19 protein-coding genes and 1 tRNA gene are annotated in these 17,110 nt (G+C 55.7%); 14 read left to right on the forward strand and 6 right to left on the reverse strand.

From position 1 onward, the window contains the following. Window positions 1-163: 163 nt before the first annotated feature. The 5 genes from BUC32_RS11925 to BUC32_RS11945 form a co-directional block, all read right to left on the reverse strand. Window positions 164-1,342, reverse strand: a complete 1,179-nt coding sequence (locus BUC32_RS11925) for a DUF6538 domain-containing protein (RefSeq protein WP_073252899.1) — start codon at window positions 1,340-1,342, stop codon at window positions 164-166. Window positions 1,343-1,403: 61 nt separating this feature from the next. Beyond that, window positions 1,404-1,480, reverse strand: a tRNA-Arg gene (locus BUC32_RS11930). Between the two features lie 60 nt (window positions 1,481-1,540). Next, window positions 1,541-2,929 (reverse strand): sensor histidine kinase, encoded by a 1,389-nt coding sequence (locus BUC32_RS11935; RefSeq protein WP_073252902.1) that lies wholly within the window; start codon window positions 2,927-2,929, stop codon window positions 1,541-1,543. A gap of 19 nt (window positions 2,930-2,948) precedes the next feature. After that, window positions 2,949-4,367 carry a dihydrolipoyl dehydrogenase family protein gene (locus tag BUC32_RS11940; protein ID WP_073252905.1) on the reverse strand — a complete coding sequence of 473 codons (1,419 nt, stop codon included), beginning with the start codon at window positions 4,365-4,367 and terminating at the stop codon, window positions 2,949-2,951. Beyond that, window positions 4,367-5,098, reverse strand: a complete 732-nt coding sequence (locus BUC32_RS11945) for a TVP38/TMEM64 family protein (protein ID WP_073253244.1) — start codon at window positions 5,096-5,098, stop codon at window positions 4,367-4,369. Before BUC32_RS11945 ends, BUC32_RS11940 begins: the two co-directional genes overlap by 1 nt. A gap of 290 nt (window positions 5,099-5,388) precedes the next feature. On the opposite strand from BUC32_RS11945, the gene rpmH reads away from it, so the two are divergent. The 10 genes from rpmH to yihA all read left to right on the forward strand — a co-directional run bounded on the left by rpmH (window position 5,389) and on the right by yihA (window position 13,396). Continuing rightward, on the forward strand, window positions 5,389-5,523 hold the full coding sequence (rpmH, locus tag BUC32_RS11950) for a 50S ribosomal protein L34 (protein ID WP_073252908.1): 135 nt from the start codon (window positions 5,389-5,391) through the stop codon (window positions 5,521-5,523). Window positions 5,524-5,549: 26 nt separating this feature from the next. After that, the gene (gene rnpA / locus BUC32_RS11955; RefSeq protein WP_073252911.1) at window positions 5,550-5,972 is read left to right on the forward strand and encodes a ribonuclease P protein component; all 423 of its coding nucleotides are present in this window, start codon (window positions 5,550-5,552) and stop codon (window positions 5,970-5,972) included. Between the two features lie 132 nt (window positions 5,973-6,104). Continuing rightward, window positions 6,105-6,512, forward strand: a complete 408-nt coding sequence (locus BUC32_RS11960; protein WP_073253247.1) for a GFA family protein — start codon at window positions 6,105-6,107, stop codon at window positions 6,510-6,512. Between the two features lie 142 nt (window positions 6,513-6,654). Further along, window positions 6,655-6,906 (forward strand): membrane protein insertion efficiency factor YidD, encoded by a 252-nt coding sequence (yidD, locus tag BUC32_RS11965; protein ID WP_073253249.1) that lies wholly within the window; start codon window positions 6,655-6,657, stop codon window positions 6,904-6,906. Between the two features lie 85 nt (window positions 6,907-6,991). Next, window positions 6,992-7,504, forward strand: coding sequence for a hypothetical protein (locus BUC32_RS11970; protein WP_073252914.1), 513 nt, complete (start codon window positions 6,992-6,994; stop codon window positions 7,502-7,504). Between the two features lie 89 nt (window positions 7,505-7,593). Continuing rightward, entirely contained in the window at window positions 7,594-8,487 is an 894-nt protein-coding gene (gene ttcA / locus BUC32_RS11975) for a tRNA 2-thiocytidine(32) synthetase TtcA (protein WP_073252916.1), read from the forward strand. Window positions 8,488-8,554: 67 nt separating this feature from the next. Beyond that, a complete protein-coding gene (locus BUC32_RS11980; protein WP_073252920.1) occupies window positions 8,555-10,078 on the forward strand; it encodes a putative bifunctional diguanylate cyclase/phosphodiesterase in 1,524 nt (507 codons plus the stop codon). Window positions 10,079-10,188: 110 nt separating this feature from the next. Further along, window positions 10,189-12,003 (forward strand): membrane protein insertase YidC, encoded by a 1,815-nt coding sequence (gene yidC / locus BUC32_RS11985; protein ID WP_073252923.1) that lies wholly within the window; start codon window positions 10,189-10,191, stop codon window positions 12,001-12,003. Continuing rightward, window positions 12,000-12,743: an MOSC domain-containing protein gene (locus tag BUC32_RS11990; RefSeq protein ID WP_073252926.1), complete on the forward strand. Its 744-nt coding sequence runs from the start codon at window positions 12,000-12,002 to the stop codon at window positions 12,741-12,743. Before yidC ends, BUC32_RS11990 begins: the two co-directional genes overlap by 4 nt. Beyond that, window positions 12,743-13,396 carry a ribosome biogenesis GTP-binding protein YihA/YsxC gene (yihA, locus tag BUC32_RS11995; protein ID WP_073252928.1) on the forward strand — a complete coding sequence of 218 codons (654 nt, stop codon included), beginning with the start codon at window positions 12,743-12,745 and terminating at the stop codon, window positions 13,394-13,396. The genes BUC32_RS11990 and yihA overlap by 1 nt, the downstream gene beginning before the upstream one ends. An 18-nt stretch (window positions 13,397-13,414) precedes the next feature. On the opposite strand, the gene BUC32_RS12000 is transcribed toward yihA, so the two are convergent. Further along, window positions 13,415-14,149 carry an SDR family NAD(P)-dependent oxidoreductase gene (locus BUC32_RS12000; RefSeq protein WP_073252930.1) on the reverse strand — a complete coding sequence of 245 codons (735 nt, stop codon included), beginning with the start codon at window positions 14,147-14,149 and terminating at the stop codon, window positions 13,415-13,417. A 110-nt stretch (window positions 14,150-14,259) separates the two neighbouring features. Here BUC32_RS12000 and argB point away from each other — a divergent pair, with 110 nt between their 5' ends. The 4 genes from argB to BUC32_RS12020 are packed head-to-tail and all read left to right on the forward strand — an operon-like array spanning window position 14,260 to window position 17,082. Continuing rightward, the gene (argB, locus tag BUC32_RS12005) at window positions 14,260-15,123 is read left to right on the forward strand and encodes an acetylglutamate kinase (RefSeq protein WP_073252932.1); all 864 of its coding nucleotides are present in this window, start codon (window positions 14,260-14,262) and stop codon (window positions 15,121-15,123) included. A 27-nt stretch (window positions 15,124-15,150) separates the two neighbouring features. Continuing rightward, complete coding sequence (locus tag BUC32_RS12010) at window positions 15,151-15,945, forward strand: sterol desaturase family protein (protein WP_073253251.1); 795 nt, start codon at window positions 15,151-15,153, stop codon at window positions 15,943-15,945. Further along, entirely contained in the window at window positions 15,945-16,601 is a 657-nt protein-coding gene (locus BUC32_RS12015) for a 4Fe-4S dicluster domain-containing protein (RefSeq protein WP_139280717.1), read from the forward strand. The genes BUC32_RS12010 and BUC32_RS12015 overlap by 1 nt, the downstream gene beginning before the upstream one ends. Next, a complete protein-coding gene (locus BUC32_RS12020; RefSeq protein WP_073252936.1) occupies window positions 16,591-17,082 on the forward strand; it encodes a SixA phosphatase family protein in 492 nt (163 codons plus the stop codon). Before BUC32_RS12015 ends, BUC32_RS12020 begins: the two co-directional genes overlap by 11 nt. Window positions 17,083-17,110 lie beyond the last annotated feature (28 nt).

Here is a 17,110-nt window from a genome sequence, read left to right on the forward strand (position 1 = left end):
TCGCAGCTGATAGCCCTTGTTTTGCTGAAGCTACCAGTTGAAGTGAGGCCTGCAGCGGGAACACAAACAACAAACCCGCATCCCCAGAGCGCCATTACTTCAGCTAACTCATTGGTATCGCTTCAGCTTTTAGCCACTGCTAGGAGCCGTAGACCATGTCGGCTCACGTGACGGCCTTCATCCACTTCCTGAGGACTTCCAGTGGATAGCCAGAGCCATATCCGTGGCCTACTCCGTCGGTCTGCCAACCCCCGATCTGGTCAACGATGTCGGAGGGACACTCAACGGCTCTGAGGCGATCTCGCATCGAGTGACGGAAGCTATGCATCGAGCATCCTGCTGGCACGTATTTCTTCATCCATTTGTTCAGCGCGGCACTGGCTGCGTTGGCGTTGGTCGTGTCGGTTTTGTTGTACCGTGGGAAGGCGAACTGGGAGGACGTCATCTGGTCGAGGATGCGTTCCGCTGCCCACCTTGCTGCACCTTCGAGCGGGACATCTCGTTTGCTGCCCTTGGTCTTGAGACGACGCCATGGATGAGGTTGGACCCGAGCGAAAAGGAACCCGCCCTCGCCCTGAACAAAGTCCTCTCGGGTCAATCCCGCAGCTTCTGCAAGGCGCATCCCTGTGTCCGACACCAAGGCGACAAGCCACCTAAGATCATCGTCCAGCTCTCTGCATTTCGCCTGAACCGTAGTGAGGGCATCTGCAGGAACTGAAGTGCGATCAGTTACGCCAGCTGATCTGTCATAGTAGACACCCGCGAAGGGATTGTTCAGGGTGAGGCCCTGTTCACTGGCGGCGAAGTTCGTTACGGCCCTGACTGTGCCGAAGACCCGGGTCATGCTGCTGCCTGCAAGACCACGAGCGATAAGGGCGTCGCGGAAAGCATTGGCATCGGCCTTGGTGTAGGCATCAAGGTGTTTGTCTCCACAAGCGTCGATCACATACCCACATGCTCTCTCAGCAGCCTGCCGGAAGGACAAGGGGCGACCCTTTCCTTTGAGCTGCAGATAAATCCTGACGGCCTCTGACAAAGGGACAAATGATGAAGAGACAGAAATCTGTTGGTCAATGGCCTCTGCTCCTGCGGTCCTTTGCAGGCGCAACAAGTGCTTTCCCGGTAGTTCGGCGTCGCGACACCTCAGGTGATACCAGTATTCATCGAGCTGATCGGCGGCTCTTCTGGCTCTAACCTCGGCGATGTTCGGCGATTTTGTACGCAGAGAGTATGCAATCCGGGGCGAGGTATAGTGGTTTCTCAGCTCTCTCGGGATGCGGCGGCTGAAGTAGAAAACCCCGTCTTTCACGAAGGTGAACGGGCGTGAAATGGTCTCCGACATGGTCTACGGCTCCTAGCAGTGGCTAAAAGCTGAAGCGATACCAATGAGTTAGCTGAAGTAATGGCGCTCTGGGGAGGATTCGAACCCCCGACCCCCTGATTCGTAGTCAGGTACTCTATCCAGCTGAGCTACCAGAGCGCGGTGAGGTGGGATTTAGAGCGAGAGCAGAGGGTTTGCAAGAGCTAAAACCGCAAATTCTCATGTTTCCGCAACATCGCCCTTGGGCAGGCATATTTCAAAGGCCGTTCCGGTCTCGTCGGTCCTAAGAAGCAGCAATTTGCCGCCATGACCGCGCACAAGTTCGGCTGAAATGGCCAAACCCAGGCCCGACCCACCTTTGCGAATGCCCCCCTGAAACGGCGTAAACAGGTGTTCACGTGCTTTGGGGGGCAAGCCCGGACCAGTATCGGTCACAGTGATGAACCAAGATGTATCATCCTCGCGTGCGGCCACGGCGATTTCGCCGGGTTGGCTGGTGGCCACAATGGCCTGACGCGCATTGCGCACAAGGTTGGCAATCACCCGGTACAATTGTTCCGGGTCTGCCCGCACCTTGAGGCCCGCCGCAATGTCTTCGGCAAAGCTAAGGTCAAAGTCTTCGATTGCCAGACGTTCACTTTCCACTACGTCCGACACCACTTCCGTCAACAGGACATGGGTCAGTCGGGGGGGCGGTTCTTCGGCTTTGCCAAAGGCCAGCGTGCTTTCGCACAGATTTACCGCACGGGTGATGGAATTTACCAGTTTGGGCGCCATGCGTTTGACCGTCGGGTCTTCGCTCATCTCGATCCGGTCAGTGAACAATTGCGCCGAGGTCAGGATGTTCCGCAAGTCATGGCTCACTTTGGCCACGGCCTCACCCAGTTGCGCCAGATGTTCTTTTTGTTTGAGCGATGCGGTCAATTCCACCTGAAGCGACTGCAAGGCCTCTTCGGCCTCGCGCAGCTCGGTCACACCAGCCGAGGGCTGAATGATCCGGCGGGCATCTTCCGGGGCCGCCGCATAGGATTTCATATAACTCACCACCCCACGAATGGGGCGGACCAGAAAACCACGCACCGCGACAAACAGCATTGAGGCCGTGATCACCGAGATCACCGCCGACAGCCACAAAATGTTCAGCCCATAGTCAATCATTGCGCTGCGCAGGCCCGTGGTTTGCATGGTAACCTCGATCAACAGACCAGCTTCCCGCACAGGTGCTCCAATCACCCGGATCACCCGTTCTTCACGATCAAAAAGCCGCTTTACCGCATCGCCGATCAACTCGGCTGGCCCGGCTGCACGCAAATCAAAGGTGGCATCGATGGGCCGTGGCATCGGGGATGACAGGATCAGCTGGCGCATCTCGTCACGGCGCAGCACCACGTTGAACACTTCTGCATTGCGCAATAATTCGGCCTCAAGGTCTTCGCCAATCATATCGTCAGCCAGCAAAGCCAATGACGCGATCTGGGCGCGTTCAAGCCGCGACAGCAGGTAGTCTTCCCGGAAACGGGCAATAGAGGGCACAAAGATCAGCACTTCTGCCAGCATCACGAAGATGATGGTCAGGATCAGAAACCGGCCTGAAAGCGATCTCAGCATGCGTGTCCCATTTCGCGCCTCATGGCATCCAGCGTTGTACCAGCCGGACAATTTTCTTCACCCTAGGGCTATCAAACAATCTGGGTGAGAAATAGGCCCCTGCCGCGCGTTTGCCAATTTCGCCCACCGTTGGATAGGGCGGCACCATGGCGGCAACCTCAGACATCTTCATACGGTTGGCCAGTACCAGAGCCCAAAGATTGATGTGTTCACCCGCCTGATACCCAGCAATCGACACGCCCACTGGGCGGCCTTTGACCACCATAACCTTGATGAGGCCCCGCGCTTTGCGTTCAGCGATCAGACGATCATTGTGGTGCAGATCAAAACGCGCCACTTCCAAAGTATCCCCATGGGTTTCGCGGGCCTCAACTTCGGTCAGACCCACCTGAGCCAGTTCAGGGTCCGTAAAGGTGGCGTGCGGAATGTGATCTGTGCGTTGCTTGGCAGGCAAACCGAACAATGCAGATCGGATGATCACTCCGGCATGATATCCTGCAACATGTGTAAATTGTTGGCCGCCTGTCACATCGCCAATGGCATAGGCCTTACGATTGCTGGTTTTCAGGCTGGCATCGACCGTGATTCCCGCACGATGCGTTTCAATTCCTGCCTCGCTCAAATTCAGACGATCAATGTTCGCCTTGCGCCCCACAGCTATCAACAGATGAGATCCGGTAAAGCTGTGCCCATCTTTGGTCTCAACGGTGATTTGGCCGTTCTGGTCGCTGATCTGTGTTGCTATTGTCTGTTCGGCAATCTCCACACCTTCGTTGCGCAGCGCATCCAACACAAACTCTGCCATTTCCGGATCATCCCGGCCGAGCGCCTTGGCGCCCTCAATCACAGTCACCTTGCAGCCCAATCGCACATGCGCTTGCGCCATTTCCATACCGATGGGCCCACCTCCTATGATCAACAGGTGGTCAGGTTTGTCGCGCAACTCAAACAAGGTTTCATTGGTCAGGTACGGCACGTCTTTCAAACCGGGAATCGGCGGGACAAGCGGGCTTGAACCAGTCGCGATCACAACACGGCGTGCGGTGATAATCTGATCGCCGGCCTGCACCTCGGTTGGACTTAGGAAACTGCCAAACTCCGAAATCACCCGAACGCCCAAACTCTCAAATCGTTCCACGGAATCATTGGGCTCGATTTGGGCGACCACATTGGCCACGTGATCTTTGACCGCAGCATAATCCACGTCTGGCTGAACATCAGTTACGCCAAAAACAACTGAATGGGTTTGAGTGTGGGCAACCTTGGCGCTGGCCAGCAACGCCTTGGACGGCACACATCCATAGTTCAGACAGTCGCCCCCCATCTTGTGCCCCTCGAGCAGCACAACGTCGGCACCCATTTGAACAGCACCCGACGCAACTGACAGCCCGCCAGACCCCGCGCCAATCACCAGCAGATCAGTTTTAATACGTTGCATTACAGTTCATCTCCGCCACGCAGAAATTTCAGGACAATCGGCAAGGCCGCAAGCGCACAAAGGCCCAGGATAGGTAACAGAATATGGGGTTCAAAGATCACGCCAAGATTCGGCGCTTGCCCTTTTGCGAAAACCTCCCCCAGACCGGCGCCGACAGACGTGTAAACCACACCACCCGGAATAATGCCGACAAAGGTCGAGATCACAAAGCGGCGCAATGGCACGCCCACGATAGCAGGTATCAGATTGGCCACAAAAAACGGCACCAGCGGCACCAGCCGGATCAGAAACAACATCGACCACTGATTCTCATCAATGCCGTCCTTAATACGCTTCACACGACCTTGCGAGGTGTCCATTTTCACAGCCATACGTTCACCGAATCCCCAGCGTGCCGCCAGAAAGATCAGAGTGGCCCCAATTGTGGCGGCAGAAATGTTGAACAATGAGCCTGCAATCGTGCCAAACAGAAAGCCCCCAGTCAGCGAGGCCATCAGAGCTCCGGGCAATGAAAAAGCGACAATGGCGACGTAAACCATCATGAAAACCACTGCGGCCAAGGCGTAATGTGCATCACGGTAGGCCAGCAATGCCTCGCGATTATTGCGCAGGACTTCGAAACTCAGCGCGTCGCCGAGCGTCGCTGCCCCAATCCCCGCCACCACGAGAATCGCAGCAAATGGCAGCATTCGTCCCCATCCTGCTCCGCCGGTATTGGTCATATCGCTCATCTTGTGTTCATCTGGTTGTGTCAATTGCAACATGAGACAGCCAGAAAAGAAACAACAGGCCGATCACGGGCGCTTGATCGCAAACAGAGAAGTCGTGATAAAGGCGCTTGAAAATAACGGGTTTTGAAACAAACCGTGTGCGGGCGGGCAGTTTTTATTGCAAAACGTTGCAAAACCCGGTTGTGGCGTTTGACTTATCTTCGGCACCCCCCTATAGACCGGGCTTCGAATAGCACTTGGGCCCACGATTCCGTTGTGGAGCGCCCTGAAAGACAGACGGAGACGGAGCGATGAAACGCACCTACCAACCTTCAAACCTGGTTCGCAAGCGGCGCCACGGTTTTCGTTCGCGTATGGCCACCAAAGCCGGCCGCAAGATCATCAACGCACGTCGTGCGCATGGTCGTAAGTCGCTGAGCGCTTAAAGCTCACCGATTACGTTCTGACGGATATGATACCGCCGGAGGCCCCCAAGGATGGCAACGCCAGCCACGGGGATATGCCCCCGGCGGTTTCCGTTTGCCTAACGGTCCTCAAAAAACGCAGCGACTTCATTGCCACCTCACGGGCTCGACGTCAGGGCACCAAGGCGATGATGGTGCAGGCGCGCAAACGACTCCCGCATGAGGACGTCCCGGTCGATGCGATCCGCGTCGGCTTTACCTGTTCCAAAAAAGTTGGCAATGCGGTGGCCCGCAACCGTGCCAAACGCCGCCTGCGCGAGGTCGCCCGCCTTGTACTGCCCAACAAAGGTCTCGCTGGATGGGATTATGTGTTGATCGGGCGATTTGAGAGCACCGCCGCGCGGCCGTTTGAGGACCTGCAAGGCGACCTGAGGTATGCGTTAAAGAAACTTCACGCAGCAGACACCTGAATTCCGCCAAATGAATCTGCGATGCGCCCCGCGTCCGCGCATTTGACCGAATTCTTTCGCCTGCCCTTGATGATCAACGCGTTTGCCCTAGTGTCGTGTGAACACGTGATGCCGAAACCAAAAGGGAAACCGATGACAAAACTTACCGGACAGTGCCTGTGTGGCGACATTTCATTCGAGGCAGATGGCGAGGTGCCGGTCATGGCAAATTGCCACTGCACCCATTGCCGCCAGTCCACTGGCGCTGCCTTTGCCACGCTGATGTTCATGAAGCAGGACGACGTAAAAATTACCGGCACGCCGAAAACCTTTCAACATAAATCCGATGCCGGCAGCACCATGACCAAGCATTTCTGCGGCAATTGCGGAACGCCAATGTTCACACAAAACTCGTCCCGCGAAGGCATGCTGGGCCTGCGCGCCGGTGTCATCAACGAGCACGAAGAATTTACCCCCAAGGTGAATGTTTATGTCTCGAGCAAGATGAAGGCGACGATCCTTGATGACGGCATTCCGGCCTTTGAAAAGATGCCGGGCTAAACCCCTGACGCCCCCAGTGCCGGTTTGCGCTCTGGGGGGGGCTGCCACTCTTGGCGGTTCACCGAACGCTGGCGCTATGACAGCGTCGACAAACTTTGCGACGCCACTTCCCTCACGTCCCGTTCGCACCTATCTTTCCGCCATGACCCCCTTTGCCCATATCATCGCCCTGCCCGTACGCGCCTACCGGCTGATTTTCAGCCCATGGGTTGGGTTCAACTGCCGGTACCAGCCTACCTGTTCTGCCTATGCCATGGAGGCGCTTGAGAAACATGGTGCAATCAAAGGCAGCTGGCTGGCCGCCAAACGTATTGGCCGATGTCATCCCTTGGGAGGGGATGGCTATGACCCTGTGCCTGACCCTGCGCTTTCGAAAGAAAAGAACGACGAATAATTGCCCCAAAGTGTCACATGCTCTGGACCCCGGGGGGACAGGCACTATCTTGTCAATTGAGAGCATTTCAAAGGGGAAAAAATCCATGACTTTTCTTAAAACAACCGCGGCCGCTCTAGTCGCAACAATTGCCGCCACCAGCGCAATGGCCGAAAGCAAATTTGCACACTTCGGATCAGTCGAAGGCTGGAACGTCTTTCTCGATCACGAAAAGAACACCTGCATGATCGAAACCAAAGACGACGTGGGCAACGTCATTCAGATGGGGCTGACCAGAGAAGATCGCAGTGTGGCCTATATCGGCGTTTTCACGCAGGCAGACACGGGTATCAAGAAGGGCCAAAAAGAGGCCGTCGCGATTGTTTTGGGTGACAATCTTTATGTGGGCGAAGCCACCGGCATGCGTGGCAACATCACCAAAGGCTACACCGGTGGCTATGTGCTGACCGATGATCCGGAAATTGTGACTGCCATTCAAAAAGAATATACAATGGCCGTGTTCCCCGAGAAAGAGTACGGATTTATCGTTAATCTGAAAGGCACGTTCAAAGCCATCGAAATGGGCAAAGAGTGCAACAAAAAGGCACTCGGCGGTTAAGCCAGCTCCCTACATGAAAACAATGTGACGCCGCCCAATTCGGGCGGCGCTGTCTTGCCGACTAGGGGCTTTTGGCCTAAAGGCTGCCCATGCTTGATGATCTCGACGATATCCACCCGCTGTTTCATGGCGCGCCCTCTTCCACCAGCTTCAAAAAGCTGCGCAAACGCATTGTGCGTCAAACCCGCGAGGCCATTGAACATTACGGCATGGTCGAACGCGGTGCGCACGACAAAGACGCGCCGCGGGCCCGTTGGCTGGTGTGTCTGTCAGGCGGCAAGGATTCCTATACATTGCTGGCGGTGCTGCACGAGTTGCAATGGCGCGGCCTGTTACCCGCCGACATTCTGGCTTGCAATCTGGATCAGGGTCAGCCGGGGTTTCCGGCCACTGTCCTGCCCGAGTTTCTGGAACGCATGAAAGTACCACACCGGATTGAGTATCAGGACACCTATTCGGTGGTGATGGATAAGGTCCCCGAAGGACGGACATTCTGCGCACTATGTTCACGCCTGCGCCGTGGTAACCTCTATCGCATTGCCCGCGAAGAAGGCTGTACTGCTGTGGTGCTGGGTCATCACCGCGATGATATCCTTGAGACGTTTTTCATGAACCTGTTTCACGGCGGGCGACTGGCGACGATGCCACCTAAGCTGGTCAATGAAGAGGGCGATCTGTTTGTCTTTCGCCCTCTAGCGCATGTTGCCGAAGTCGACTGCGAGAAATTCGCCAATGCGATGAACTATCCGATTATTCCCTGCGATCTGTGCGGCTCGCAAGACGGGTTGCAGCGCCAACAAGTTAAGAAGATTCTTGATCAATGGGAGGCCAACTCTCCCGGTCGCCGACAGGTCATGTTCCGGTCCCTGATGAACATCCGTCCGTCACACATGCTGGATCCGAAATTGTTCGATTTTGCCGGGCTGATGCTTGGATCGAAAGAATTTGAACAAATTGAGACGGAAATTCCCCGACTGCGTTAACCGTGCAATGAGTCTGCCTGCCTAGGTTCAAGAGGAATCAATCCTTTTGGGGGCTTTAGCTTTACGTATGGCTCGACTCGAAAACCTGCTGTCGTTGCAAAGATTGCGCGGAAAACTCGTGGCGCTGGCTGTGCCCTGCATAATCCTTACTGCTTACTTTCTGGGTGGCGAAATCTGGCTTTTGCTTGCGGCACTTGTGGTACCGCTACCTCTTTTGATGCAGCCATCCGACACTTCCAGATCTCAAACTGCCAGAGACCGGGACAGGTTGACCGGTTTTATGGTCGGCGACGCGTTTGAAACCACCATCGACAGTGTTTTAGAAGAAATCCAAGATCGGTTCCTGCTGACCGCTTGCTTGATCCTTGAGTTGGACAAGTTTCACCAAATTCGGGCACGTCACGGCGACAGCGCCGCCGAAGAGGTGTTGAAATATACGGCGCGCCGGATTTCTGCGGCCCTGCGCAGCCGCGATCTGATCACACGTATAGGCGATGCACGCTTTGCGATTTTCCTTGATCCTGTGCGCATTCTTGATCTCGAAGTTTGCCTGCAGCTGGCCAGTCGTCTTCAAACAGCCATTGAGGAACCCGTCCCGCTTCAGTCGGTTTCGGTGCACCCGACGTGTTCGATCGGGTTTTGCCTGTCTTCGCGGCTCAGCCATGTGTCAGGCCGAACGCTCTATAACGCCGCTGATCTTGCTCTGGCCGAGGCGCGCCGCTCGGGCCCATCCTCGGCACGGGCCTATCACGACGGAATGCGCCGCCGGGCTGTCACTCGCCGCCGTAGCGAAAAAGAGGCCGAGGAATCCATTGACCGCGGGCAGGTTCAGGCTTGGTTTCAGCCGCAAATCTCAACAGACACGGGACTAGTCACCGGGTTTGAAACTCTCGCCCGGTGGGAACATCCTGAACGAGGGGTTATCCCGCCAGTGGAATTCCTGCCGGTTTTGGAACAAACGGGGCAGCTTGAACGCCTCGCCAATCGTATGATGTCTCAGGCGTTCAGTGCACTTTGCCAATGGGACGAATCCGGGTTCAAAGTGCCCTCGATCGGGGTGAATTTCGCCGGGGACGAGCTGCGCAATCCTGTGCTGCTGGAAAAGGTGCGCTGGGAACTGGATCGGTTTTCGATCACGGCGGACAGGCTTTCGGTTGAGGTACTTGAATCAGTCGTGGCTGGCGCGCCGGATGACATGCTCGTGCGCAATGTGAACGCGCTGGCAGATTTGGGGTGCCGGATTGATCTCGATGATTTTGGCACCGGACATGCGTCAATTTCTTCGATCCGGCGATTGAACATCTCACGCCTCAAAATAGACCGGTCCTTCGTCACCCGCATCGATCAGGATATCGAACAACAGCGTATGGTTTCCGCGATTCTGACGATGGCAGAGAGGCTTGAACTCGATACATTGGCTGAAGGTGTCGAGACCCCGGGTGAACATGCGATGCTGGCCCAATTGGGCTGCGTCCATGTTCAGGGCTTTGGCATCGCCCGTCCGATGCCATTTGATCATACGATTGGTTGGCTAAAGTCTTACACGGCCAGCCTAGACGCCTTGCCCAAAATCGGCCGCCAAACCGGGTGACAAGGCCGCAATCGCGCCGTTAGCCTTGATTGTGGCCGGAATCCGCTTGACCTTTGCGCTACACCTCTGTTGAACCACCCCAACGTTTCAAAGACAGGTGGCCCAAGGCAATGGACGATCAGAATAAGAATCTCATCCTCGCGACAGCGCTCAGCTTTGCCGTGATTTTGGTTTGGTTTCTGTTGTTCCCACCCCCGGAACAACCTGCAGTCGACCCCAACGCGCCCGTTGCGACAACAGATGTCACCCAACCGGTGGCCAGCGCAACCACGACGCAAACCTCCACCGAAGTCACTCCTGCTGCTGGCGACGCCTCAGAAGAAGTAGACGCGCCGCGCGTGGCGATTGAAACCGACCGCGTTAATGGGTCGATTTCCCTGTTGGGTGGTCGGATTGATGATCTGAAACTGGCCGACTACCGCGAGACTTTGGACGACGGCAGCCCAATTGTGACCTTCCTTGCTCCCAAGGGTGAGCCCAATGCGTTTTATGCTTTGTACGGCTGGGCGCCAGGTGCTGGTCTGAACGTCGATGCCGTTCCCGGCGCCAACACGATCTGGAGCGTGGACTCCGGCGACAAACTCACTGCGTCAACACCTGTTACATTGAAATGGGACAACGGCAGCGGCCTCATCTTCCGGCGCACGATTTCGATCGACAAAGATTATATGTTCACGGTGCAACAAGCTGTTGAAAACACCGGAGCAGGCGCTGTGTCTTTGGCCCCTTACGGTATTCTAGCGCGCCACGGTGAACCCGCCGACATGAAGAACTTCTTCGTCCTGCACGAAGGTCTTGTTGGCATGGCCGATGGTGAATTGTCGGAAATCGACTATGACGACGTTACGGACTATGAGTATGATCCGCGCGAAGGTGCGAAAGCCGAAGTCACACAAGTCAGCGAAGGTGGCTGGATTGGGTTTACCGACCATTTCTGGATGGCCACACTAATCCCATCGCAAGCCAGCGCCTTTAAGTCGGTAGTCAAATATGACGACCGTCGCGACATTTATCAAACCGAAGCCGTCATGCCGACTCTAACAGTTGCAGCTGGAGCATCGGCCTCGGTTGACAGTCAGCTATTTGCGGGCGCCAAAGAATGGGCCACGATCAAAGCCTATGAAAACGAAGGTGGCGTCACCGGATTTCTCGACTCGATTGATTGGGGCTGGTTCTTTTTCCTGACCAAACCAATCTTTGCAGTGTTGCATTGGCTGAACGGTGTGATCGGAAACATGGGCTGGTCAATCATCGCCCTGACCTTGCTCATCAAGGCATTGGTATTCCCACTGGCCTACAAATCTTATGCGTCGATGGCGAAGATGAAAGAGCTTCAGCCTCAGATGGAGAAGCTGAAAGAAGCCGCTGGTGACGATCGCCAGAAGGTTCAGCAATCCATGATGGAGCTGTACAAAAAGGAAAAGGTGAACCCTGCCTCGGGCTGTTTGCCAATTCTGATTCAGATTCCGATCTTCTTTTCGCTCTACAAAGTGATCTTTGTCACGTTGGAATTGCGTCACGCGCCCTGGCTGGGCTGGATCACCGACCTTTCCGCACCCGACCCCTCTTCGATCCTGAACCTGTTTGGCCTGCTGCCCTTTGCGACGCCCGAGCCCGGCTCGCTGTTCTTCATCTTCTCGCTTGGCATCTTGCCGATCCTGTTAGGGATTTCGATGTGGATTCAGCAAAAATTGAACCCCGCCCCTACGGATGCCACACAGGCGATGATCTTTGCCTGGATGCCATGGGTGTTCATGTTCATGCTGGGCAGCTTCGCGTCCGGTCTGGTACTGTACTGGATCACCAACAACGTGATCACCTTTACCCAGCAGTATCTGATCATGCGCAGCCATGGCTATAAACCCGACGTCTTTGGCAACATCCGCAAAAGCTTTGCCAAGAAAATGAAGTCTGACGACGGATGACCGCGCATGTAGCTGCCCTGTGGCGGCACCCGATCAAAAGCCATGGACGCGAGGCGCTTGACCGCGTCGCGCTAACAGCTGGGCAGACTATGCCCTGGGATCGTCGGTGGGCTGTAACACATGAAGCCGCCAAAACTGATGGTTCTGCCTGGGCAGAGTGTGTGAACTTTTCCCGCGGAGCCAAGGCGCCTTCGCTCATGGCTCTGACCGCACAAAGTAACGAAGTTTCGGGGCAGGTCACCCTGACCCATCCCGATCTAGGCGAGATCGCATTCAACCCAGACAGCGATCCAACCGCCTTTCTGGACTGGGTTCGTTCCATCATGCCAGAGGGCCGGGCGCAATCGGCTGGGATCGTTCGGGTCGAAGACCGAGGTATGACCGATACGGATTATCCCTCGATCAGCCTTTTGAATCTTGCGTCTAACGACGCCTTGTCCAACGAGATGAGCCAAGACCTTTCAATGAACCGTTGGCGCGGCAACATCATCATCGATGGCCTTGCCTCTTGGGCTGAAAAAGACTGGATCGGGAAAACTCTCAAAATCGGAACAGTCACCTTTGACGTCCGAGAAGAGATCACCCGCTGCCTGGCCACCACTGCCAACCCCGAAACGGGCATACGTGACGCTGATACGCTTGGCGCGCTGAAAGCATTGGGTCATCAGGAATTTGGCGTTTATGCTGTGGTGACCCGACCCGGCGAAATTGCCGTTGGTGACACAATCGAGGTGCTGTGATGCAACTGCCATTTCCAATTGTTGAAGACGCGGATGACATCAGCCGTGAAAAGGGCCGCAAACTATTTGCAGGCAACAACAGCGAGTTTCTCAAAGGTGTCGTCGCTATGTCCGGCCTGCCGCCGGCTGATCGGCTCGAGGTTTGCTTTGCAGGCCGTTCAAACGTTGGCAAATCGACCCTGATCAATGCGCTGACCGGGCGCACACGTCTGGCACGGGCATCGAACACGCCGGGGCGCACGCAGGAAATCAACTATTTCACCTTGGCGGACAGTCATTATCTCGTAGACTTGCCGGGCTATGGTTATGCCAACGCGCCGTTGGCCGTGGTCGAAAAATGGCAACGCCTGCTCAAGCAATACCTCTCGGGGCGGGCAACATTGCGCCGCGCCTTTGTTCTGGTGGATTCACGTCACGGAATCAAAGCCGTGGATGATGAAATCATGTCCTTGCTGGACAGTTCGGCTGTGACCTTTCAGGTGGTGATGACCAAGGTTGATAAGGTCAAAGACAAAGACCTAGAGAAAGTGATGGGGCAGGTGCGCGAAAGGCTTGCCAAACACCCGGCCGCGTTTCCTGAAATCGTCCTGACATCCAGCGAGAAAGGCGACGGCATCGCCAATTTGCGCGCCATCATCGCCAATCTTGCATAGGTGGTTTGGCGCAACACGTCAGACGTGTTGCGCACCATTGACTTCGATTTCAGCGCCGGAAATATATGAACTTTCGTCGGAACATAAGAAATAGATCGCTGCTGCAACCTCTTCGGGTTGCCCCAATCGACGCATGGGCAAATCTTCGACAATCTTTTCGGTTCCCGGACTTAGAATGGCCGTCTCAACTTCTCCCGGTGCAATCGCATTGACCCGCACACCCAGTGGTCCAAAATCATGTGCCATTTCCCGTGTTAGGGCAGCCAAGGCGGCCTTGGACGTGGCATAAGCCGCACCTGCAAAGGGGTGCACCCGACTGCCTGCAATCGACGTCACATTGACCACTGATCCTTTAGCCGCCGCCAATTCTTCCCGCAATCCACGTGCCAGAACGACCGAAGAGAAAAAGTTGACGTGGAACACTTTGCCCCAATCGACAAGGTCCGTCGTCAGTGTGCTGAGCCGCTCTCCGCCCGGTCCTTTGGGTGAAATGCCCGCATTGTTCACCAAAGCGTCCAGCCGACCTTCCAGCTTTTCCTGAATAATTCCAACGCCGTTAATTGCAGCTGCTGGGTCGGACAGGTCAATCTCGACATGGTTTTCCTGACCACCGCCCCAGGGGCATTCCTCGGGAAAGGGAAACCGGGAACAGGTGATCACCCGCCAGCCTTCACGATTGAACCGCCGCACGGTTGCATGGCCAATCCCGCGACTGGCCCCCGTCAACAACATCGTTTTCCTCGAATCGCTCATGTCACACCTCGTTTGTTCCCCCAAGTGGTAACGCAGCATCGCTGAGAGGCAATGCCCTCTTGGCACGAAACGCCCAAGCGTCTAACACCTAAGGACAAGAGGACCAAAAGATGAAGAAGCAAGACATGAACCGCGATTGGATCGCCACTGCCCGCACCTTGTCCCAGGCTCTGCCATATTTGCAGCGCTATACCGGGGCGACCGTTGTCATCAAGCTTGGTGGCCACGCCATGGGCAGCGATGAGGCCATGGAAGATTTCGCCCGCGATGTGGTGCTGATGCGTCAGGTTGGCGTGAATCCGGTGGTCGTGCATGGCGGCGGTCCGATGATCAACGCGATGCTTGAGCGGCTTGAGATTAAATCCGAATTTGTGAACGGCAAACGGGTCACGGATGCGGCCACGGTTGAAGTGGTTGAAATGGTCCTGTCTGGCCTTGTGAACAAACACATCGTACAGGCGATCAACCGTCAGGGTGGAAAATCCGTGGGCCTGTCGGGCAAAGATGCAGACCTGATGATTTGCGATCAGACCAATCCTGACCTCGGTTTTGTCGGAACACCCGCCGAGATGAACCCAGAGTTTCTGCAAGAACTGTTTGCCACGGATACCATCCCGGTGATCGCACCTCTTGGCGCCGGTCGAAACGGAGAGACCTTTAACGTCAACGGCGACACCGCCGCCGGAGCAATTGCAGCCGCGCTGACAGCAGATCGCCTGTTGTTGCTGACAGACGTGGCCGGTGTCAAAGGCGCGAATGGCGACGTCATGACCGAACTGAAAGCACAACAGATTCGCGACCTTACGGCCGAAGGCGTCATTGCCGGTGGTATGATCCCCAAAACCGAAACAGCCCTGAGCGCCATCGAAGGCGGCGTGCGGGCCGTGGTGATTCTGGACGGACGTGCCCCCAACGCCTGTTTGCTGGAATTGTTCACAGAACATGGTGCGGGCTCGCTTATTCGCGGGGACTAATCCACTGCCACTGCAAGAGAGGCCATGATGGAAAATGAAGCCCTGATCCGCCTAAGCGTATTCGCCGGATTGTTTGCTTTGTTTGCATTGCTCGAGGCCATGGTTCCGCGCAAACAGCGTACACAGCCGCGCACCACACGCTGGGTGACCAACTGGGCCATGACCATCGCCAATACGCTAACCTTGCGCGCGATGGCCTTTGTGTTGCCCGTCATGGCCGTAGGCGCGGCGCTGGATGCAGCCTCCAACGGTTGGGGCCTCTTGAACCAGATTGAACTTGGCGTGGTGCCAGAAACCATTCTGGCCATTTTAATTTTTGATTTCGCCATTTGGGCACAGCATCTGGTCACCCATAAAGTGCCGCTGCTTTGGCGTCTGCACCGCGTGCACCACGCCGACCGTGATATTGACGTGACCACGGCCATTCGGTTCCATCCGGTGGAAATAGTCCTGTCCATGTTGCTCAAAATCGGGCTTGTGTATGCAATTGGCCCCTCGGCGTTGGCCATCATTCTGTTTGAGATCATTCTGAACGGCACAGCTATGTTCAACCACGCCAATATGCGTCTGCCCCTGAGAGTCGACCGTGTCCTGCGCCTTGTGCTGGTGACACCGGATATGCACCGAGTTCATCATTCGGTGCACCGGCGCGAACATGACAACAACTATGGCTTTGCCCTGTCGATCTGGGATCGACTGTTCCGCACCTATGTTGCCCAGCCGGAACAAGGGCATGACAAAATGACCATTGGGCTGGAATGGCAGGATGACAAACCCTCGCGGCTTGGCTGGAGCCTTGCTCTGCCGTTTAGGAAGAAATGATGTTTGATTTAGTCGAAAGGGCCGCAGCAGCGCGGCATCTGGATATTCTGGGTGGCTTTCATCCGGACAACAATGAAACCGACCTGCGCGGTTTTGGTACGGTCCTATTGTTTGGTCCACGCGAACCGGGGTTTTGGGATCACTTCACCCAAGACAAGGAATATCTCGACGGCACACCAAACCCGATTGATCGGTGGTCCGCACGCGTTTTGACAGGGTTGGCGGCGGCCTTGAATGCGCATCCGTTCTTTCCTTTTACCGGCCCGCCCTATCAGCCGTTTTACCAGTGGGCGCTGCGAACAGATCGATGTCATGCTTCGCCGATCAATTTGTTGGTCCACGACACCGCCGGACTGTTCGTGTCTTTTCGCGGGGCGCTTGCGTTTCCTCAGGTTTTTGATCTGCCACCTGCTGCGGACTCGCCTTGTGAGGACTGCGCCGACAAGCCCTGCCAGACAACCTGCCCTGTCGAAGCCTTTAGTACAGGCGTCTATGACGTACCCGCCTGTACAGCTGAAATGAGAACGCGGGACCGGAAAAACTGCTTAATCCAAGGGTGCGGCGCGAGGCGCGCTTGTCCCGTCTCGCAAAGCTATGGCAGGGTAACAGAACAATCCGCTTTTCACATGCAGGTGTTCCTGAAAAATGCCCCTTAAACTGATCCTTATGCGTCACGCAAAATCCAGCTGGGATGACCCTCTGCAATCCGACCACGACCGTGTTTTGAACGCGCGTGGTCGGGATTCCGCGATCGCCTTGGGGAAATGGCTGCGCAAGCTAGAGGACGTCCCGGACGAAACGTTAAGTTCATCTTCACAACGCACACGTGAAACTTATGAGTTGCTTGGTTTTGACGCAGAAGCACGCTTTTCTCGTTCTCTGTATCTCGCAGGTGCCGATTTGATGCTTCGGGAACTGCAAAATGCGACCGGAAAAACGGTTTTAATGCTGGGACATAACCCTGGCATTTCAGAGTTTGCGGAACGTCTGGCGTCAAAGTTGCCCGCGCACGCCCGCTTTCTGGATTATCCGACCTGCGCTACGACTGTGTTCGAATTTTCCTCAGACAACTGGCAGGATGTGGGTTTTGGCCAAGGTGTCGTCAAAGCTTTTGCCATTCCCCGTGAATTGATCTGACAAACAAAAAGCCCCGCCAAAGCGGGGC

Source organism: Shimia gijangensis, from assembly GCF_900142085.1.
GTDB classification, from domain to species: Bacteria; Pseudomonadota; Alphaproteobacteria; order Rhodobacterales; family Rhodobacteraceae; genus Shimia; species Shimia gijangensis.